The following is an 18,534-nucleotide window of genomic DNA, read 5'->3' as shown; positions in this document are numbered from 1 at the left end:
GATGGCCGCCCGGCGCAGTGTGCTGGTCCGGCTGTTGGCCGGCGCAGTCCTGATCGCGCTCTGCTCGATCGCGGCCACGGCCTGGCTCGCGGCCCGCAGTACGACGGTCGCGATCCAGGAGCAGCAGGGCCAGGCGCTGGCCGACGACGCGCGGATCTACCAGACCCTGATCGAGTACGCCGCCACCCACAAGAGCTGGGCGGGGATCGAGCCGGTGCTCACCCGCCTCGAGATCGAGCTGGACCGGCAGATCACCTTGACCGAACGCGACCGGACGCCGATCGCCGGCAAACCGGTCCCGCGCGACCGGGACGGCTCGGCGCTGATCGACCCGCTGCGCGTCAGCCGGGACCTGACCAAGGTGAACACCGGCGGGGAGCTGATCGACACGCGGGTGGTCGGCCCGTTCGCGCTCACCGCGGCGCAACGGACGAAGTACAACGGCATCGCGAAGCGGGTGCTGACGTGTGTGCAGACCCGTTCCGCGCAAGGGAAGATCGTCGTCGACGCGTACGGGCGGCCCGCGATCGAAGGCGCGCCGCCGGGCACCATCGAGGGGTGCGACGGCGACGAGCTGCGGGTCGTCGAGCCGCCGCAGCTGGCGGCGTACGAGCGGTTGCAGAAGGCGGTCAACACCTGCCTGAACGCGCGCGGGCCGGTGATGCCGATCAAGCTGCAGGCCGATCTGAGCTGGGGGATCGTACGCGGGCCGACCGCGCAGGAGTCGCGCGCGGTCCCGCCGCCACCCGATCCGGACGCCGTCGACACCTGCCTGCTGGACGCTCGGCGAGTGATCCTGAAGCCGTACGTCGCGCCGCTCGCGCTGCTGTTCGTCAGCACGCAGAACGAGGCAGCCGCGGCCGAGTTCGACCTGTCGCCCGCGAACCAGAAGCGCATCGCCGGGGTCGCGGCCGCCATCCTCGGGGTCACCGTGCTGATCGCCGTCGTCGGCGGGGTCCGGCTGGTGCAGCCGCTGCGCGCGCTGACCAAGGCGTCCCGGCAGATGACCGGTGGCGACGAGAACATCCGGGTGCGGGTCCGCGGCCGCGACGAGATCGGTCAGCTGTCGCTGGCGTTCAACGAGCTGGCCGACCGCCGGGCGAAGACCGAATCGTTGCGCCGGGCAATGGTCAGCGATATCGCGCACGAGCTGCGGACGCCGCTGAGCAACATCCGCGGCTGGCTGGAGGCCGTCGAGGACGGCGTCGCGCAGCCCGACGCCGCCTTCATCGCCTCGCTCAGCGAGGAGGCCGCGCTGCTCCAGCACATCATCGACGACCTCCGCGATCTGGCCACCGCCGACGCCGGGACGCTGCGCATCCACCCCGAACGCGTCTACCTCGGCCTGCTCCTCGACCAGGTCGTCGCCACCTACCGCGCCCAGGCCGAACACGCCGGCATCACGTTGTCTGCGGCAACCATCGGCGACCTCGAGCTGGACGCCGACCCCGTCCGCCTCCGCCAGGCGATCGGCAACCTGGTCGCCAACGCCCTCCGCTTCACCCCCGCCGGCGGCGCCGTCCGCCTCGAAGGCCGCCCGGACGCCGACCACATCGTCATCGACGTCATCGACACCGGCGCCGGCATCGCCCCCGCCGACCTCCCCAAGGTTTTCGACCGCTTCTGGCGCGCCGACCAGTCCCGCAACCGCCACACCGGCGGCAGCGGCCTCGGCCTCCCCATCGTCCGCAGCCTCATCGAAGCCCACCACGGCACCGCCACCGTCACCAGCACCCCCGACCAAGGCTCAACCTTCACCCTCCGCCTCCCCGGGCTGCCCGATCAGGCCGCTCGTCCGGCCGTCCGGGCCAAGGAGTGATCGCGCTCGGCGCCGGCTGACAGACTCGGTGCGTCCGGCAACGAGAGGTTCGGGGGAACGATGGAGACGTATGCCACGCTGGCGAATCGGTACGACCGGTGGAACCTGTCGATCGCGGGACAGTTCCAGCAGGCGGCTGTGCTGGCCGAGGTAGGTGACCTGAGTGGGCGTACGGTGCTGGACGTCGGGTGTGGGACGGGGTTCTACAGCCGGTTGTTCGCCGCGCAGGGTGCCGAGCGGGTCGTCGGCGTCGATCTGTCGGCGGAGATGATCGCGGTCGCGAGGTCGTTTCCGGACGAGATCGAGTACCTGCTCGGCGATGCGACGCTCGGTGCCCTGGACGGGCGGTTCGACCTGGTGGCCGCACTCTGGCTGGTCAATCACGCGGAGACCCGCGCCGACCTCGATGCCATGATCAAAGGTTTCGCGACCGCAGGCCACGAGCTGCTGCTCGTGACCACCAACGCCGACGCGGACTGGGACTTCCTGGGCACCCACGCCAAGCAGTACGGCGTCCAGCAACACCCGAACGGCCCCGCCGTCGACGGCCGCCTCCCCTACGTCGCCACCATCTTCCACAACGACGACTCGTTCAGCTTCCAATCCGGCAGCTGGTCCCTGGAGGCCCTCACCAACAGCCTCCACGCGGCCGGCTACCGAACCATCAAGCGCATCTCCCCAGCCGCCGACGCCCCGAGCCCCCTCGCCGCCAAACCGCCCTTCATGATCCTGCGGGCATCCATCGACTGACCGCGTCTCGGTATCCGGTACAGCGCCGGCCGGGGGATCTGGTGCGGGACACTGGAACGGCGCGTTCAGCTCGTCGTCCAGGGTGCGCACGTTTGCCGCTGTGCCGTCCGACGAGCCGGCGGCGCTCGGCGGCGGCGACCAGGCGCCGAACCCGGTCGAACAGCTTCTCGGCGCCCTCGGCAACTGCCTGGCGGTCGGCTACGCGGCCAACGCGACCGTCGCCGGTATCGCGATCGACGAGCTCACCATCGGCCTCAAGGGCGACGTCGACCTGCACGTCTTCCTCGGCCTCGCCGAGGGCCACGCCGGTTTCGACTCGATCACCGCCACCGTCCACCTCAAGTCGGCGGCCCCCGCCGACCAACTCGCCGCCCTGCACGAGCGCGTCCAAGCCTTCTCCCCCGTCGGCCATACCCTCACCAGCCCCATCCCAGTAGCCATCACCCCCGCCTGAACTAGCGGGCCCGCGCTCCCGGACACCAAGCGAGCAGCATCGGCCCGGGTACCTGGGAGCCATGACCGAGAGGACGCCGGACGGGCGGTACGTCGTCATCAACGGACGTCGATGGCGCGCGACCGACCCTGCGATCCCGGCGGAAGCCCAGGCACAGCTGCGGAGCGCGTTGATGGGCGCTCGGCGTGCTGTGCGGAAGGCGCTGCGGGACGGCGACAGCGCGGCCGAGCGAGCTGCACGGGCGCGGGTGCAGGTGGCGAACGAGGCGTTGGGCGAGCGGGGAACGCCGTGGTGGGAGCAGAGTGGGGCGGAGCGCGAGCGGCGGTGGCGAGCTGGGCTCAGCCGACTGGCGTGAGAAAGTGGTGTCGATCGGGGGCGGGGTGAGTCGTCATCTCCTTGGAAGCGGCCATCCGGGCCGCTCGCTGAGGAGGCGGAGATGCGTTACACGTTGTTGCTGCACTACCAGGAGGCCGAGCCCGAGGAGTTGGGGGCCGAGGTGATCGAGGAGGCGCAGCGGGCGTTTGCGGCTTATGCGCGGACGTTGCACGAGGCGGGGGTGCTGATCGGGGCCGAGGTGCTGCAGCCGTCGGCGAACAGCACGACGCTGACGATGGTCGACGGTCGGCTGCGGGTACAGGACGGGCCGTTCGCGGACACGCGAGAGCAACTTGGCGGCACCGTCGTGATCGATGTGGCCGACCTGGACGCCGCGATCCGGTGGGGCCGGGAGGCGCCGCCGGTCCAGTGGGGCGCGGTGGAGATCCGGCCCGGCGCGACGTACACGGTCGAGGGTGTGTGGACCGGCAACGGATGAGACCCGCGGACGCCGCCGAGCAGGTCGCGCGCACGTCGTACGGGCGTCTGATCGCACTGCTCGCGGCGTCGACCGGGGATCTCGCGCTCGCCGAGGACGCGCTGGCGAGCGCCTTCGAGCGAGCGCTGTCGACCTGGCCGGACGACGGCGTCCCGGCGAATCCGGAAGGGTGGTTGCTGACCGTGGCGCGCAACCGGCAACGGGACACCTGGAAGTCGGCGGCGCACCGGACGTCGGATCCGCTGGAGTTCGCGGCCGACCAGGTATCCCCGCTGGACGACCTCGATCCCGAAGCGATCGGCGACCGCCGGCTCGAGTTGCTGTTCGTCTGCGCGCATCCCGCGATCGACGCCGCCATCCGGACGCCGTTGATGCTGCAGACCGTGCTGGGGTTCGAAGCAGCGCAGATCGCGGCCGCGTTCGCCGTACCACCGGCCGCGATGGCGCAGCGGCTGGTCCGGGCCAAGCGGCGGATCAAGAACACCCGGATCCCGTTCGTCGTACCGGAACCTCAGGACCGGCCGGAGCGGGTCGCCGCCGTCCTCGAAGCCGTCTACGGCTGTTACGCGATCGCCGGGACCGGAGATCTGGCCGACGAAGCGCACTATCTCGCGGTGACACTGGCGGCGCTGCTACCGACCGAGCCGGAGGCATGGGCACTAGCCGCGCTGATCGCGCTCTCGCGATCCCGCGCCACCGCGCGCGACGCGGACTTCGTACCGCTCGACGAGCAGAACACCACCCGCTGGGACCGCGAACTGATCGCCGAAGGCGAGAGCTATCTCCGCCGAGCCTCCGGCGGCCAGCCGGGCCGCTTCCAGCTCGAAGCGGCGATCCAAGCCGTGCACTGCGACCGCGCACGCACCCAGCAGACCGACTGGCCTGCCTTGCACACCTTGTACTCGGCGCTGATCACGATCGCGCCGACGCTCGGCGCACAAGTAGCCCTGGCCGCCGTCACCGCTCGCATCCACTCCCCCGCGGCCGGTCTCGACGCCCTCGACCAACTCGACGCCGAGACCTTCCAGCCTCTCCACGCCACCCGCGGCGAACTGCTCGCGCAGGCCGGACGCCCGGCGGAGGCCGCGGCCGCATTCACGACAGCGGCCTCCTTGACCACGGACGAAGCCCTGCAGAGCTATCTGCTCGGGCGCGCGGCTACGTGCCGTCGATGAGGCGGGTGGCGAGGTCGGGGTTGAACTGACCGGCCGGCGTCGACGGAGCGATACCGCACGGGCCGTCGGAGACGCCGGGCGTCTTGATCCAGAGCAGCATTTCGGCGCCGCCGCCGGTCTGGGCGGTCACACCGAGCTTGCGCCCGGCAGGGTTGCACCAGGAGCCGTTGTGCCCGTTGCCGTTGCGGCTGGTGTCGATGACGAAGGGTTTGGCGGTACCGAGGTAGCTGTTGACGGAGTTGGCGTAGGTGATGGATTCGCTGGTGCGGTAGAAGTTCGAGACGTTGACGGAGAAACCGCGGATGTTGGCGATACCGGCCTGGTTGAGCCGGTAGGCGATGGTGGAGGCGGTCGTCCAGCCGGCGTTCCCGGCGTCGAGGTAGGCGTAGGTGTTGGTGGCCTTCTGCTGAAGCATCTGGGTGGCATAGAGCAGCATGCCGAGGCGCTCGTCCTTCTGCGCCTGCGTCATACAGTCCATGCCGTTCAGCGCGTCCGGCTCGATGATCACGACAGCCGGTTTGGCGCCGATACCGGCGGCGAAACTGGAGATCCAGGTTCGGTAGGCGCTCACGCTGCCCGCGCCGCCGCCGGAGTGGCCGGCGCAGATATCGCGATCGGGAATGTTGTAGGCGACCAGGACGGGCAGTTTGTCCTGTCCGTCGGCGGCGCCGGTGTAGGTGGCGACGGCGCTGCCGATGTTGCTGTCGTTACCGAACCAGCGCGCGATCGGTTTCGATCCGATCGAGCTCTGGATCCGCGCGGCGCGCGCGTCACCGGAGTTGTTCCGCGCCCAGCTCGCAGGCAGGGAATCGGGGTTGACGTAGAAACCGCTGGTCAGGCCGATCGGGCTCGCGGCGGCAGCCGGTACGGCGGGCACCAGGTTCGCCGTGATCAGCACGGCCGCGAGGACAAATCTCCGAAGAAACATCCGAACTCCTTTCTGGAAGCGCTCCCAGGTCTGCTTACCTTGAGACCAGCGCGAATCGCCGTCAAGGGCTCACCGGTTCCGGAAGCGCTCCCAGCCAATGGAACCGGTTCCGACCGGCTCCGCTAGGGTGAGTCGGTGTCCCGCACCCGTCTGCTGATCGGCCTACTCGGCCTCCTCGTCGTCGCGGTCGTCGCCGTCCTGCTGATCAAGTTGCCCAAGGCATCGGACGCCGAACCCGCACCGCCGGCCGCCGTCGAACCGCCGCCCCGGCACGCCGGTCTGGACTACCAACTCGGCGGCCCGTACCCGCCACCGGCCGGCGTCCAGGTCGTCGTCCGCGACCGGACGGCGCCGATCGCCGACGGCCTGTACAACGTCTGCTACGTGAACGCGTTCCAGACCCAGCCCGGCGAGGAGTCCGGCTGGGACCAGGACCTCCTGCTCAAGGACGCCGCCGGCAAACTCGTCATCGACGAGGACTGGGACGAGCCGCTGCTCGACCTGCGCACCGCCGACAAGCGCACCCGGATCGCCGCCAAGGTGAACGGCTGGATCGACGGCTGCGCCGCCAAGGGCTACCAGGCGATCGAGCCGGACAACTACGACAGCTACACCCGTTCGAAAGGTCTGCTCACCGCGGCCCAGGCCAAGGAGTTCCTCACCTTGCTGGCCACCCACGCCCACACCAAGAACCTCGCCATCGGCCAGAAGAACACCGCCGACCTGGCCGTCGACCGCAAGGCCGTCGGCCTCGACTTCGCCGTCTCCGAGGAGTGCGGCCAGTACGACGAATGCGACACCTATGCAGAGGCATTCGGCGACAACGTGCTCGTGATCGAGTACACCCCCGACGGGCTCCGCAAAGCCTGTACGGCGTTCGGCGACCGGCTCAGCATCGTGCTGCGAGATCGCGATGTGCAGCCCGCCGGCGACTCGGCGTACGTCCGCAAGTCCTGCTGAGCGACCCTCAATGCGGGAGACTGGAGCGCATGCAGTCTCTCTGGTTGGCCCGCAAGATTCGCAAGAACACCGACCGGCTCGCCTTCGCCAAGGCGGCCAAGCTGATCTACAGCTCGCCGGGTGACACCGGCAAGATCCTGGAGCTGTTCGGCGAACGCCGCGACCCCGAATTCACCTCGAACGTTCTCTACGGTCTGCAGCACGCGAGCCACACCAACCACACCGAAGGCCATCGCCCGGTGCCCGACGTCCCACCGGCCGTGGCCGCCTTCCTGCGCGACCGCTTCCCGGAGTACCTCACCCAGCAGGGGTCCACCCTGGTCGGCCGGCACGACCTCGCCGAGTGGATCGTCGACGCCGCACTCAAGTCGACCGACGCGCAGGCCCGCGCCGAGCTCGCCGCGCTGCTCAGCGCAACCGACCAGCCGAAGCTGCTGGACCAGCTGGCGCGTGCCTTCTCGACCGCAATCCACAACGAGCAGGGCGGCTACGACTCGAAGGTCCGGCTCTGGACCAACCGCGAGCCCACCGAGCTGACTCGCATCCTCCTCGCCAACCCGAACCTGCCCACACCGCTCACCGACGAGGAGCGCGCCACCCGCGGTAGCTACGTCAGCGCCGCCAACGCGGTCCTCGCCGTTTTCAAGGGGCGTCTCGACCGGCTCCCGGACTTCCTGCTCCCGCAGTACGCGACGGCGACCGTCCGCGACCTGCTCGCTGCGATCGACCTGCCCGCACCGGCCGACTTCGTCGAACGCTGCCGCCGCGTACTCCGCGAGCTCCCACCCGGCCCCGCCCGCGAGCACGTGGTTTTCGAGGCGATCCATGCCAAACCGGAGGCCGTCGCCGCCGCGGCGGACGCCCGCTACGCACCTGAAAACGAGCGGGACGCGCTCGTCTTCCTCTACATCACCGGGCAGTGGGACCGATACGACGAAGCCGACCCGGACGGCTCGAAGCTGATCGCGTACTGCGCCGAGCACGCGCGCCCGTACGTCGGCACCTACCGGCACCAGATCGAGCGCGCCGCGCAGGCCTCCGGTCGCCCTGACCCGTGCCCGAAGCTCCCGAAACCCCGGCCCAACCCGAACCCGTTCCGCCCGTACCAGTCCGGTGGCAGCTGGCCCACCGACCCGGGCGGCGGCAGCGGTGGATTCTCGGGCGGCGGTAGCTTCTGAAGGTAGTGCCAGCTCTACCTGCAGACTCCTGCTGGCCGGATCGATCGCCGCCGGCGCCGCTCATAGCTTGGAAGCACCAACTTCCAAGGAGCCCATGATGTCTGTGTCCCATCGCCGCATCGCCCTGACCCTGACCGCGGTCGCGGCCCTCGTCGGCACCACCGCGGTGTCGTCGGCCGCGGTCGAGACCTCCCAGCCGAACAACGCCGTCCAGCGGAGCCTGAACGCGCTGGTCGACGGCCCGAGTTTCCCCGGGGCGATCGCGACCGTGCGGGATCGGCGCGGCCACGTCCGCACCTACACCGCCGGGGTCGGCGACCTGGCCACGAAGGCGCCGGTGCCGAAGGCGAGCCGGGTGCGGATCGGCAGCAACACCAAGACCTTCACGTCCGTCGTCGTCTTGCAACTGGCCGGCGAGGGGAAGGTCGGTCTGGACAGCCCGGTCGAGAAGTACCTGCCCGGGATGGTTCGCGGCGACGGGATCGACGGCCGCAAGATCACCGTGCGCCAACTGCTGCAGCACACCAGCGGTATCCCGGACTACGACGAGATGCTCGTCGACGGCTACCCCGCGATGCAGCACGTCTACTGGGAGCCGCGGGAGATGGTTGATGTTGCCCTGGGCAAGAAAGCCCTCTTCCCGCCGGGCAAGGGCTGGGAGTACAGCAACACCAACTACATCCTGGCCGGGCTGCTCATCCAGAAGGTGACCGGCCGGCCGATCGCCGAGGAGATCACCAAGCGCGTCATCGAGCCCGCCGGACTGCGCGACACCTACTGGCCCGCCGTCGGCGACCAGCGCATCCTCGGCCCGCACCCGCAGGGCTACTTCCGGACGACGACGAACCCCGCGCCGATCAACGTCACCGAGATGGAGCCGTCGCTCGGCTGGGCCGCGGGCCAGATGATCGCCTCTCCCGGTGACCTGAACCGCTTCTTCACCGCGGTCATCACCGGCAAACTCCTCAAGCCCGCCCAGCTCCAGCAGCTCCTCAGCACCGTGCACGCCCCCGACATGGATGCGAACGGCGACGGCGAGTACGGCCTCGGGATCGCCAAACTCGAACTCTCCTGCGGCGGCTACGCCTGGACGCACGGCGGCGACATCTTCGGCTTCGAGACCCGCAACGCCGTCACCCCCGACGGTCGCGAAGCCGCCCTCGCCGTCACCGCCATGCCCACCACGATGGACGAAGCCAAGCGCGTCGCAAAGTCTCTCGACACTGCGCTCTGCAGCTGACCAATACCCCAGGCCGGCGCCGCCGCGTTCAGAGCGCGGCGGTCTGGCCGAACGGGACGGACGCGCGGGTGACGACCGGGGCGGGATGGTTCCAGCGGCCGCGGCGGGCGAGTTCGGGCAGGACGCCTTCGCCGAACCAGTAAGCCTCTTCGAGGTGCGGGTAGCCGGAGAGGATGAACTCTTCGATCCCGACCGCGGCGTACTGCTCGATCAGGTCGGCGACCTCGGCGTACGAGCCGACCAGGGCGGTGCCGGCTCCGCCGCGGACGAGACCGATGCCCGCCCAGAGGTTCGGATGGATCTCGAGGCCGTCCTTGGTGCCTTCGTTCAGGGCGAGCATCCGGTGCTGTCCCTCGGCCTCACTGCGGCGCAGGCCGTCCTGGACCTTCGTGATCTGCTCCGCGGAGATGCCGTCGAGCAATCGGGCCGCCTCGGCCCAGGCCGCCGCGGCGGTATCGCGTGCGATCGAGTGCAGGCGGACGCCGAAGCGGAGCTCGCGCCCGTGGGTCGCCGCCAGCTTGCGGACCCGTTCGATCTTCTCGCCGACGGCCGCCGGGGGCTCACCCCAGGTCAGGTAGACGTCGGCGTGCCGGGCGGCGACCTCGAGCGCCGGGGCCGACGAGCCGCCGAAGTAGATCTCCGGGATCGGGTCGGGGAGCTGATTCAGGACGGCGTCCTCGACCTGCAGGTGCCGGCCGCGGTAGGTGACCGCCTCGCCCCGCCACAACCGGGTGACGATATCGAGGAACTCGCCGCAGCGCTCGTACCGGCCGTCTTTGTCGAGGAAGTCGCCGAACATCCGCTGCTCGTGGCTTTCACCGCCGGTGACCACATTGAGCAGCAGGCGGCCGCCGGAGAGGTTCTGGAAGGTGCCGGCCATCTGCGCGGCCAGGAACGGCGAGATCAGGCCGGGGCGGAACGCGACCAGGAACTGCAAGCGCTCGGTGAGCCCGCTGAGCATCGCCGTACTGATCCAGGCGTCCTCGCACCAGGCGCCGGCCGGCGTCAGGGCCGCCTCGAAGCCGAGCTGCTCGGCGCTGCGGGCGATCTGGCCGAGGTACGGAACCGAGGCCGGTCGGCCGGACGCTCCGGCCGAGACTCCGTGCCCGCCGCCGACCACTTGCCGGCCGTCGCCGCCGTTCGTCGGCAGGAACCAGTGGAACCGCAGGCGCTGTGTCATCAGGATCCTTCCGGGGTCATTGTCGACAGAATTGCTCGACAATGCGGCGGAGTGCAAGCGATCCGCCGATCTTGGCGGCAAGGTCACTGGTGAGCGGCAGGCTGCGCGTGCTCGACCGCCCAGGTCAGGGCGTACTCGGCGATCTCCTCCCAGCCGTCCTGGCTGACCAGGCGGTGCGTGCGGCCGGCGTACTCCTTGAACTCGACGACGCCCGGGCCGCCGGCCTTCTTGTACTTCGCGACGACGGCCTTGCCGATCGCGGGCGGGACGACGTGGTCGATACTGCCGACGATGACCAGCAGCGGAGCGCGGTCGGGGCGGGCATAGTCGACCTTGGTAACACCGGACTTCTCGTTCAGGACCGAGGTGACGCCCTCGAAGAAGACCCGGTTGTACGAGTTGACGGCGTACTCCTGCCAGAGCTTGTCGGACTCGGCGCGGGGCAGGTCGTTGCCGAAGGTAAAGTGGAAGTGCCGCTTGGAGAGCGGTTTCGCGCCGTTCCTGCCGAACGGGTTGGACAGGATCGGGAAGCCGGTCCGCAGGGTCGAGAGCGGCAGCGTGGTGACGCCGGCGGTCTGACCTGGGGCGACGCCGACGTACGCCGCGCCGAGACCGCGGTCGGCGAGCATCTGGGTGAGGACGCCGCCGAACGAGTGACCCATGATGATCGGCTTCTCCGGCAGCGTGCGGATGATCGCCTCGTAGTGGTCGGCGATCTGCTTGAGGCCGATGCCCTTGAGCGCCTCGGGGTTGGAGCGGATGTCGGCGACGCTGCGGTCGTCGATCCCCGGCCAGCCCGGGACGACCACCTCGTGCCCCTGGGCCCGGAAGTACTCCGCCCAGGTGTCCCAGCTCTTCGGGGTCATCCAGAGGCCGTGGACCAGGACGATCGGGAGTTTGCGCGTCATGAGGAGCTCCTTCTAAGTAGGTAGACCGTTCCTTCTACTTAGAACTTTAGAGCCGCGCCGAAACCGATGTCAAGGGGTAAGTAGAAAGGTCGTTCTATCATGGGTTCCATGGCATCCACGACCGGCTCCCGCGGCCCCTCCGAGGCGCGGGCGCGCCTGATCCGCACGGCGACCGAGCTGTTCTACGCCGAGGGCATCACCGCCGTCGGTGTCGAGCGGCTGATCGCCGAGGCAGGCGTGACCCGCGTGACCTTCTACCGGCACTTCCCCAGCAAGGAGGATCTGGTCCTGGCCTATCTGCAGGCCGAGGACGAGGCGATCCAGGGCGCGTTCGCGGCCGCCGCCGCCTCCGGTGCCGAGCCGCGCGCGCTGGTCGAGCTGGTCATCCAGGCGCTCGGCGACGACATCGAGCGCCAGCACACCCGCGGCTGCCCGTTCATCAACGCCGCCGCCGAGTACCCGGACGCGTCGTCACCGATCCGGAAGAAGATCGCCGAACACCGTGAGTGGTTCCGGTCGACGCTGGAGCAGGTGATCACCGCCGCCGAGCTGCCTGATCCGGCCGAGAAAGCCGGCGCGCTCGTCCTGCTCCGGGACGCCGCGATGGTCGGCGGCTACCTCGACGGGCCCGAGGCGGTCCGCCCGACGTTCGAGCGGACCGCGCGTGAGGTGCTCGGGGTCTAACGACGTCCGGCCCAGAGCTGGCGGGCCTCCGGCTGGACGTCGGTGAGCAGCTCACCCGCGCCGCCGAACTCCATCTCCACCCGGCCCGCGGTGTACGCCGGCCAGCCGGGATCGCCGGTCTTCGCGAACTGGACCCAGGCCGCGTGCATTCGGGTGGCGACCTCTTGGTCGCCGGGACCGCCGAGCAGGGTGCGCCAGTTCGGGTCGGCGAGGTTGTCGAAGACGTACGGCAGCTCCATCGCGTGACTCGCGCCCAGGCGGCCGTCGTACGCCGGGGACTCCCAGCTGAACCGGTAGACGTGCGCGCGGCCGTGCGCCTGGGCGAAATTCAGCGCGGGGATGCGGTAGACGGCGTCGGTGAGCAGCGCGACCATCGCGTCGTGGTCGCGCCGCGGGCCGCTCGCCCAGCCGTAGTACGCCTTGCGATCCGACCGGCCGAGCCCGAACAGCCGGGACATGATCACCGTGGCGATGCGGGTCTTCAGGCCGCGACCGGGCAGGTCGAGGAAGAACAGCCGGCCTTCTTGGGTGTTGTAGCCGAGCAGGACGTCGATGTCGCTGCCCGCGCCGTCCTCGATCGCCCGGATCGGCAGCTGTGGCAGCACTTCCCCGTCGATCACCGGCTCGAACGGCATCAGGTTCGTTGCCACGTCACTCCAGGTCCGCCGGAACGGCGACTTCCCCAGCTGGGCCGAGATCGCCGTCTGCGCCTCGACCAGTTGCTCGGTCGATGCGGTCGCCACACCCGCCCGGGTCGCGGGGACGCCGAGGACCTTCGCCACGCGCCGCGCGACGTTGGCCGCCGCGGCCGGTGTGATCGCGTGATGACCGGCGCCCGACTCCATGATCGCCCGGTGGAACAGGCCCTTCGCGGCCGGCATCGTCATCAGCGCCGCAACGCTCATCGCGCCCGCCGACTCCCCCATCACCGTCACCGACCCCGGATCGCCGCCGAACGCACCGATCGACTCCCGCACCCACTGCAGCGCGGCCACCTGATCGAGCAGCCCGAGATTGGGGACGCCGTCGCCGAACGAGAGGAACCCGTCGACGCCGAGCCGGTAGTTGACCGACACGAACACGACGCCGTCCCGCGCGAACGACGCGCCGTCGTACGCGCTGATCGCATTGGACCCCATCACGAACGCCCCGCCGTGGAAGAACACCACCACCGGCGCCGAGCCGCCGACATCCGGCGTCCACACGTTCACGTGCAGATAGTCGTCCCCGGCAATCATCAGGTTCGGCAGCAACTCCGGCATCCCCGCCACCTGCGCCACCTGCGGCGCCGTCGCCCCCACCTCAGTCGCATCCCGAACCCCGTCCCACCCCACAGCCGGCTCCGGCGCCTCGAACCGCACCGGCGGCGCCGCATACGGGACGGCCCGAAACACCGCCCCGTACTCGAACGTCACACCACGAACCGAACCAGCCGGAGTAACCACCACGGGATCGCTCATACCGCGCAGTCTGTCAGGCACCCCGGAGCGAGCCACCTCGGCTCGCCCCGGGCGAGGACTACTGATTAAGGCGGACGCCGACGCTGTGGTAGGCCGCGGTCGGGTAGGAGTTGGAGCGGACGAGGACGGAGCCGCCGGACGGCATACCGGAGCAGGTCCACGAGCCGGGGGGCTGGTTGCCGTTGATCGGCGGCAGCTGGCAGCGGAGCACTCCGTCGATGTGGACGAAGACGTTGTAGACGATGTTGCCTTGACCGTCGAAGTCGACGGAGAGTTTGCCGCCGCTGAACGGGCCGGCGTACTTGCTGCAGTCGTAGGCGGCCTGGCAGACGCTGGTCAGGACGCCTTGGGGCTGGGCATGAGCGGTGCCGGCGGTGAACGCCGTGGCGGCGAGAACTGCGGACAGGGCTAGTGCAGCGGTTCGGATGGTCATCGTTGGTTCCTTTCCGGGGTGGTGAAGGTGAGGAGGCGGTCGGTCCAGGTGCCGGGGAGGGTGGTGGGGGTGGTGTAGGGGGCTCGGGGGTTGTTGTTGTGGAGGGTGAGGGTGAGGGCGCCGGCGGGGGTGGTGGTGAGGAGGTCGGGGCGGCCGTCGGCGTTGATGTCTTGGAGGTCGAGGGTGGTGGCCGCTGACCAGGTGGCGCCTAGGCGGTAGGGCTTGGCGGGGTCGGTGGGGTTGGGGTCGGCGGTGGCGGGGTTCCAGGTCCAGCGGGAGGTGCCGGGGTTGGGGAGGACCCAGACGGCGCCGTCCTGTTCGCGGATCAGGAGGTCGCGGAGGCCGTCGCCGGTGATGTCGCCGAAGCGGACGATGTCGGTGGTCTGGAGGCCGGTGGCGACGTCGGTCCAGTTGCCGGGGGTGAGCCAGGGGCTCGCCGTGGTCTTGCCGTCGTGGAACCAGACGCGCAGGTTGCCCGCGGGCATCCGGGAGAGCAGGTCCGGACGACGGTCGCCGTTGAGGTCTTCGAGGAGGACGGCGGCGGCGTTGTTCCAGCCGCTCATGCCGAAGACCTTGCTGGTCGGGCTCCAGGGGCGCAGCGGGTCGGCCGCCGAGTGCGGGTGGAACCACACGCTGCCGTCCCCAGAAGGCGCGCGGACGAACAGATCGAGAGCTCCGTCGAGGGTCAGGTCGCTGAGCAGCAACCGGTCCGGCCCGGCCCAATCGACCCCGACTGCGCGACGCGTCGTCCGGCTCCACGGCCGCAACGGGTCGCCGCTGTACGGGTAATGCCAGAGCCGGCCATCGCGATCGAGCCCGACCGCATCCCCCGGCCGCACCGGCGGGATCGCCGTCCCGCCACTCACTCGCAGCCCAGCCGCGCCAACCGCAGCCCCGGCCAGCGAAGCCGTGACGGCCGAGTTCCCACTGGCCAGCGCTGTCGCGCGCCCACCGGCGTCGATCCGCGCCACGGCCGGGTCGGACGTCGACCAGGTGACCTCGTTCGTCACATCCCGGCTGCCGCTCGGCGAAACCAGCGTGGCCCGGTACGCCGTCGTCGCACCGGCCGCAGTCGTCACCGCCCGCGGCGAGATCCGTACGACGGACTGCTTGCGCGCCACCGGGCTGACCGCGACGACGTCGTACGCCGAGAAGTCGCCGACCGGGATCGCCGCCGGCCACGGGTTCTCCCCCGCCGGCGCGCCCGTATGCAGGGCGACCCGCAACTGCCCCGACCGATCCGTCGCGAGCAGATCGGCCAGACCATCACCGTTGACATCCTGGAAATCAAGGCGAGTGTCGTCGGCCCAGCCCACCCCGGCGCTGTACGGCGCGGCCGGGTCGGCGCTCGCCTTGGCCGTCCGGGCCGGCTTCTGCCACGTCCAGCGCGCAGTCCGCTTCTTGCTCGCGGCAACAACACCCGGATGCGGCAGTACCCAGACCGAGCCGTCGTCCTCCCGGATCACCAGATCCCGCAGCCCGTCCCCAGTGATCTCGCCGAACGCGACGACGTCCGTCCGCTCCAATCCTTCGGCGACGTCGTACGCCGGAGTCAGCCACGGGCTCGCGGTCGTCTTGCCGTCGTGCGGCCAGACGCGCAGGTTGCCACCGCTCTGCCGGGCCAGCAGATCCGGCCTGCCGTCCTGATCGACGTCCTCGACCAGAACACTCGCGGCGTTGTTCCAGCCCGCCATCCCGAGCACCCGGACCGCCGGATCCCAGGCGGCGTCCGACCGGGTCGCGTGATACCCGACAGTCCCGTCACCGGCCGGATCGCGGGTGAAGAGGTCGGGTTTGCCGTCCAGCGAGACATCGGCCAGCGCCAGCACGTTCGGCGCCTGCCAGCCCGATCCGGCCAACCGGCGGACGGCGGGATCCCACGGCCGGGTGGGGTCACCGGTCGCGGGATGGACCCACAGCCGGCCATCGCGGTCGCGAGCCACCAGCTCACCCGGCGCCGGGCCGTTGGCGACCGCCGGGCCGGCCACCGCCGGGAGGGTGAACATGGTGCACAAGGCAACGACTCCGGCGATCGCTCGCCGGCGGAACGGTTGGACGGTCATGACAACTCCGGGGACTCAGAGGACGATCGGACGGTTGGGCGAGGCGGGCCGCTCGCGGCCGTTGACCCGCAGGGTGCGCAGGCCGGGCAGCGGCGGCGTGTGCAGCAGCACCCGGGGCCGATCGGCCCAGCGCCACGTGGGTTTGAAGGTCACGTCCAGCCGCTTCCCGCGGTCCGCCGGCCGGAACCGCAGGTCGACCAGGCCGTGCTCGGTCGGCACCTTGTCGAACACGGTTTCCTGCTCCGCGCTCAGCCAGGGCAAGGGACACAACCGCAACAGGTGCAGCTCGCGGGGCGCGATCGCGTCGTCGATGACGCCCTTGAGCAAATGCCAGGTGACCAGGCCGGAGGTCGACAGCTGGCCCTGCATGCCGTGCCGGTGCTCGTTGGAGATGTAGGTCTGCGGCGACAACCCGGCGACGAACAAGCTGTACACGCCTTCAAGGAACTTGGCCCGGTCGCCGGACTGCCAGCTGTGCGCGAGATTCCAGCTGTAGCAGGGCTCGCAGCTCGACACCTCGTGCAGCAGCGTCGCGCGGTGGATCGGGTTCGACCGGACGTCCCACAGCTTCGAGTTCGGGCCGACCCGGAAGTAGTCCAGATGTGAACGCATCAGCGGGTCACTCGCCGGGAAGACGCCCGCCCAGACGAAGAACAGCGGACCGCCGTCGAGCAGGAACGCGTCCTGGAAGATGTGGAACGGCCGCTCGGTGTAGTCGGCCTTCGGGACCGGATGCGGCGTACCGTCCGGATGCGGCCAGGTCGGCGCCTTGCTCATCAGCTCGCGATAGGCGCTGACGAGCTTGGCCTGGAACGCCTGCCGGGCCTGGTCGAACTCGGCCGTGCGCGGATGCTTCAGTTTCCCGAGCAGCCGGACGGCGGTGGCCAAACCCTTGTAACACCAGGCCTGCGACCACACGCCCTGCGTTTCGAGCAGCTCGTCGGTCGCGACCGCCTTGGGCATCAGGCCGTGGATGCCGTCGTGCTGGGTGTTCTCACACGAGTCCTTGATGAACTCGCACGCCTTGACGACGACGTCGGTCCAGTCCCGGAGGAACTGCTGGTCACCGCTGAGCAGCCCGTGGTAGGCGATCGTGTGCAGGATCGCGCCGTGATCGGACAACCAGTCGAACGCCTGCAGATGCCGCGGCGACCCGAGGTAGCCGGGATGTTCCTGATAGGCCTGGCCCGGCGGCTTGCGGGTGCCCTGCGTCGTCTTGAACAGCTCCAGGTGTTTACGCGCGACCCGATGCCGGCCGAGCGGATCGAGCAACATGTGGAAGGCCATCGACGTCGGCGTCGCCCACAGCACGTCGTACCCGAAGGAGCCGGTCAGCAGGGTGTGGTCGCCGGTCTCGGGGCTCTTCTCGCCGACGATCTCGGCCAGCTCGCCGAACCGCCGGAACGCCTCGTTGACGAACGGCTCCGGCGTGTTGATCCGCGCGCCCGGGTCCGCGGTCGACGTCCAGTAAGCGTTGGATTCGGCGAGCGCGCCGTCCCAGCCGAGCGCCAGCTCACGGTCGAACTCCGCGCGCGGCTGCGGCCGCATCGCGACCAGGATGTCCACGTGCGCCCCGGCCTCGACGTCCAGGGTCAGCTTGAGGTCGTAGACCCGCTCGGTGCTCAACTCGGTGAACGACGCCTGGTCCTGCCGCAGCGGCGACGTGCCGATCCGGATCGTGTCGTCGAGGTGCTGGATCCGGCGTTCGTACGGGCGGTTCCCCGGGTTGAAGACCGGCGCGACGCGCATCCGGCCCGGCATCGGCGCCTGCGCCGGGTCGTACTCCAGCGTGACGCCGTTCTGGTCGGCGTACCGGTCACGGAAGAACAGGTGCCGCCGCGACAACCGGATCGCGAACGGGAGCTTCTCGGGCGCCCGGACCGGATCGACCTCCTCGACCTCGAGCCGGACCCAGGCGTACAGCGGGTCGGTCTCCTGCTCGTAGTCGCCGCCGCCCTTGAGGTGGCCGAAGACGGACTGCCGGACGACGACGCCCTGGGGCAGCCGCCACCTGGTCCACAGCACCGGCGCCGCCGTGTCCGAGCGCCAGCCCTGCTCGCCGATGCCCAGGTCGTCGTGCCACAGGTAGCGCGCGTGATTGATGAATGCCGGGGTGCCGCCGTGGAAGTCCGGCGGCAGGAACTGCAGCTGCATCCCCTGGCCCTGGTACTTCATCACGTTGTCCTTGGTGTTCCAGCCCGGCCCGGGCTCACACATCAGCATGCCGTTGTAGAACACGTTGAACCGGAACAGATGCCCCTTCCAGCCGATCGGCGTCCACTCCTGCCGCTGCGGGCTCCACCAGCTGCGCGCGGTGGCCAGATCCGGCTCCGGGCGCGGCGCCGGGATGCCTCCGGCAACGAGTTGCTCGTCCGTGCCGGTCGCATCGGCGGCGGTCGGGGCGAGCGTTCCGGCGACGGCGGCGCCGCCGGTCAGCGCGAGGAAGCTTCTGCGGGGAAGGTTCGACATGACGGTGTCCCTCAGGGGT

17 protein-coding genes are annotated in these 18,534 nt (G+C 70.0%); 10 read left to right on the top strand and 7 right to left on the bottom strand.

Annotated elements, in window-relative coordinates; all coding sequences use genetic code 11:
* The first annotated feature begins 1 nt into the window (after position 1).
* From HPO96_RS36800 to HPO96_RS36775, 6 genes are all read left to right on the top strand, one after another.
* Entirely contained in the window at positions 2 to 1,819 is a 1,818-nt protein-coding gene (locus HPO96_RS36800; RefSeq protein ID WP_171679114.1) for a sensor histidine kinase, read from the top strand.
* A gap of 60 nt (positions 1,820 to 1,879) precedes the next feature.
* Complete coding sequence (locus HPO96_RS36795) at positions 1,880 to 2,569, top strand: class I SAM-dependent methyltransferase (RefSeq protein WP_171679113.1); 690 nt, start codon at positions 1,880 to 1,882, stop codon at positions 2,567 to 2,569.
* A 100-nt stretch (positions 2,570 to 2,669) separates the two neighbouring features.
* Entirely contained in the window at positions 2,670 to 3,023 is a 354-nt protein-coding gene (locus HPO96_RS36790) for an OsmC family protein (protein ID WP_337796955.1), read from the top strand.
* Positions 3,024 to 3,084: 61 nt separating this feature from the next.
* Positions 3,085 to 3,378 carry a hypothetical protein gene (locus HPO96_RS36785; protein ID WP_171679111.1) on the top strand — a complete coding sequence of 98 codons (294 nt, stop codon included), beginning with the start codon at positions 3,085 to 3,087 and terminating at the stop codon, positions 3,376 to 3,378.
* A gap of 81 nt (positions 3,379 to 3,459) precedes the next feature.
* On the top strand, positions 3,460 to 3,837 hold the full coding sequence (locus HPO96_RS36780) for a YciI family protein (RefSeq protein WP_171679110.1): 378 nt from the start codon (positions 3,460 to 3,462) through the stop codon (positions 3,835 to 3,837).
* Positions 3,834 to 5,012, top strand: a complete 1,179-nt coding sequence (locus HPO96_RS36775) for an RNA polymerase sigma factor (protein WP_171679109.1) — start codon at positions 3,834 to 3,836, stop codon at positions 5,010 to 5,012. The genes HPO96_RS36780 and HPO96_RS36775 overlap by 4 nt, the downstream gene beginning before the upstream one ends.
* Here the strand turns inward: HPO96_RS36775 and HPO96_RS36770 are convergent.
* On the bottom strand, positions 4,996 to 5,940 hold the full coding sequence (locus HPO96_RS36770; RefSeq protein ID WP_171679108.1) for a glycoside hydrolase family 6 protein: 945 nt from the start codon (positions 5,938 to 5,940) through the stop codon (positions 4,996 to 4,998). The genes HPO96_RS36775 and HPO96_RS36770 overlap by 17 nt on opposite strands.
* A 135-nt stretch (positions 5,941 to 6,075) precedes the next feature.
* On the opposite strand from HPO96_RS36770, the gene HPO96_RS36765 reads away from it, so the two are divergent.
* The 3 genes from HPO96_RS36765 to HPO96_RS36755 all read left to right on the top strand — a co-directional run bounded on the left by HPO96_RS36765 (position 6,076) and on the right by HPO96_RS36755 (position 9,318).
* On the top strand, positions 6,076 to 6,900 hold the full coding sequence (locus tag HPO96_RS36765) for an endo alpha-1,4 polygalactosaminidase (RefSeq protein ID WP_337796954.1): 825 nt from the start codon (positions 6,076 to 6,078) through the stop codon (positions 6,898 to 6,900).
* Positions 6,901 to 6,929: 29 nt separating this feature from the next.
* The gene (locus HPO96_RS36760; protein ID WP_171679107.1) at positions 6,930 to 8,078 is read left to right on the top strand and encodes a hypothetical protein; all 1,149 of its coding nucleotides are present in this window, start codon (positions 6,930 to 6,932) and stop codon (positions 8,076 to 8,078) included.
* A 97-nt stretch (positions 8,079 to 8,175) separates the two neighbouring features.
* The gene (locus tag HPO96_RS36755; RefSeq protein ID WP_202886876.1) at positions 8,176 to 9,318 is read left to right on the top strand and encodes a serine hydrolase domain-containing protein; all 1,143 of its coding nucleotides are present in this window, start codon (positions 8,176 to 8,178) and stop codon (positions 9,316 to 9,318) included.
* A 28-nt stretch (positions 9,319 to 9,346) separates the two neighbouring features.
* Here the strand turns inward: HPO96_RS36755 and HPO96_RS36750 are convergent, their stop codons facing one another.
* Together HPO96_RS36750 and HPO96_RS36745 are read right to left on the bottom strand one after the other, a co-directional pair.
* A complete protein-coding gene (locus tag HPO96_RS36750; protein ID WP_171679105.1) occupies positions 9,347 to 10,498 on the bottom strand; it encodes an LLM class flavin-dependent oxidoreductase in 1,152 nt (383 codons plus the stop codon).
* Between the two features lie 83 nt (positions 10,499 to 10,581).
* Entirely contained in the window at positions 10,582 to 11,406 is an 825-nt protein-coding gene (locus HPO96_RS36745; protein WP_171679104.1) for an alpha/beta hydrolase, read from the bottom strand.
* 108 nt (positions 11,407 to 11,514) lie between these two features.
* Between HPO96_RS36745 and HPO96_RS36740 the strand changes: the two genes are divergently transcribed.
* Complete coding sequence (locus tag HPO96_RS36740; protein WP_171679103.1) at positions 11,515 to 12,090, top strand: TetR/AcrR family transcriptional regulator; 576 nt, start codon at positions 11,515 to 11,517, stop codon at positions 12,088 to 12,090.
* Here HPO96_RS36740 and HPO96_RS36735 read toward each other — a convergent pair.
* The 4 genes from HPO96_RS36735 to HPO96_RS36720 are packed head-to-tail and all read right to left on the bottom strand — an operon-like array spanning position 12,087 to position 18,515.
* Entirely contained in the window at positions 12,087 to 13,550 is a 1,464-nt protein-coding gene (locus HPO96_RS36735; RefSeq protein WP_171679102.1) for a carboxylesterase/lipase family protein, read from the bottom strand. The two genes, HPO96_RS36740 and HPO96_RS36735, sit on opposite strands and share 4 nt — an antisense overlap.
* 58 nt (positions 13,551 to 13,608) lie before the next feature.
* Positions 13,609 to 13,983 (bottom strand): hypothetical protein, encoded by a 375-nt coding sequence (locus HPO96_RS36730; RefSeq protein ID WP_171679101.1) that lies wholly within the window; start codon positions 13,981 to 13,983, stop codon positions 13,609 to 13,611.
* Entirely contained in the window at positions 13,980 to 16,046 is a 2,067-nt protein-coding gene (locus HPO96_RS36725) for an FG-GAP-like repeat-containing protein (protein WP_171679100.1), read from the bottom strand. Before HPO96_RS36725 ends, HPO96_RS36730 begins: the two co-directional genes overlap by 4 nt.
* Before the next feature lie 15 nt (positions 16,047 to 16,061).
* On the bottom strand, positions 16,062 to 18,515 hold the full coding sequence (locus HPO96_RS36720; RefSeq protein ID WP_171679099.1) for a hypothetical protein: 2,454 nt from the start codon (positions 18,513 to 18,515) through the stop codon (positions 16,062 to 16,064).
* Between the last annotated feature and the right edge of the window lie 19 nt (positions 18,516 to 18,534).

It is taken from the genome of Kribbella sandramycini, assembly GCF_013131805.1.
GTDB lineage: Bacteria > Actinomycetota > Actinomycetes > Propionibacteriales > Kribbellaceae > Kribbella > Kribbella sandramycini.
Note: the sequence above shows the minus strand (reverse complement) of the source record. Positions and strands in the feature narration are given on the sequence as shown.

Excerpts from the sequence above, each read along its gene's own strand:
- HPO96_RS36725 (WP_171679100.1), bottom strand. The coding sequence starts at position 16,046 with ATGACCGTCCAACCGTTCCGCCGGCGAGCGATCGCCGGAGTCGTTGCC.
- HPO96_RS36745 (WP_171679104.1), bottom strand. The coding sequence starts at position 11,406 with ATGACGCGCAAACTCCCGATCGTCCTGGTCCACGGCCTCTGGATGACC.
- HPO96_RS36730 (WP_171679101.1), bottom strand. The coding sequence starts at position 13,983 with ATGACCATCCGAACCGCTGCACTAGCCCTGTCCGCAGTTCTCGCCGCC.
- HPO96_RS36795 (WP_171679113.1), top strand. The coding sequence starts at position 1,880 with ATGGAGACGTATGCCACGCTGGCGAATCGGTACGACCGGTGGAACCTG.
- HPO96_RS36750 (WP_171679105.1), bottom strand. The coding sequence starts at position 10,498 with ATGACACAGCGCCTGCGGTTCCACTGGTTCCTGCCGACGAACGGCGGC.
- HPO96_RS36720 (WP_171679099.1), bottom strand. The coding sequence starts at position 18,515 with ATGTCGAACCTTCCCCGCAGAAGCTTCCTCGCGCTGACCGGCGGCGCC.
- HPO96_RS36800 (WP_171679114.1), top strand. The coding sequence starts at position 2 with ATGGCCGCCCGGCGCAGTGTGCTGGTCCGGCTGTTGGCCGGCGCAGTC.
- HPO96_RS36780 (WP_171679110.1), top strand. The coding sequence starts at position 3,460 with ATGCGTTACACGTTGTTGCTGCACTACCAGGAGGCCGAGCCCGAGGAG.
- HPO96_RS36775 (WP_171679109.1), top strand. The coding sequence starts at position 3,834 with ATGAGACCCGCGGACGCCGCCGAGCAGGTCGCGCGCACGTCGTACGGG.
- HPO96_RS36760 (WP_171679107.1), top strand. The coding sequence starts at position 6,930 with ATGCAGTCTCTCTGGTTGGCCCGCAAGATTCGCAAGAACACCGACCGG.
- HPO96_RS36735 (WP_171679102.1), bottom strand. The coding sequence starts at position 13,550 with ATGAGCGATCCCGTGGTGGTTACTCCGGCTGGTTCGGTTCGTGGTGTG.
- HPO96_RS36740 (WP_171679103.1), top strand. The coding sequence starts at position 11,515 with ATGGCATCCACGACCGGCTCCCGCGGCCCCTCCGAGGCGCGGGCGCGC.
- HPO96_RS36770 (WP_171679108.1), bottom strand. The coding sequence starts at position 5,940 with ATGTTTCTTCGGAGATTTGTCCTCGCGGCCGTGCTGATCACGGCGAAC.
- HPO96_RS36785 (WP_171679111.1), top strand. The coding sequence starts at position 3,085 with ATGACCGAGAGGACGCCGGACGGGCGGTACGTCGTCATCAACGGACGT.
- HPO96_RS36755 (WP_202886876.1), top strand. The coding sequence starts at position 8,176 with ATGTCTGTGTCCCATCGCCGCATCGCCCTGACCCTGACCGCGGTCGCG.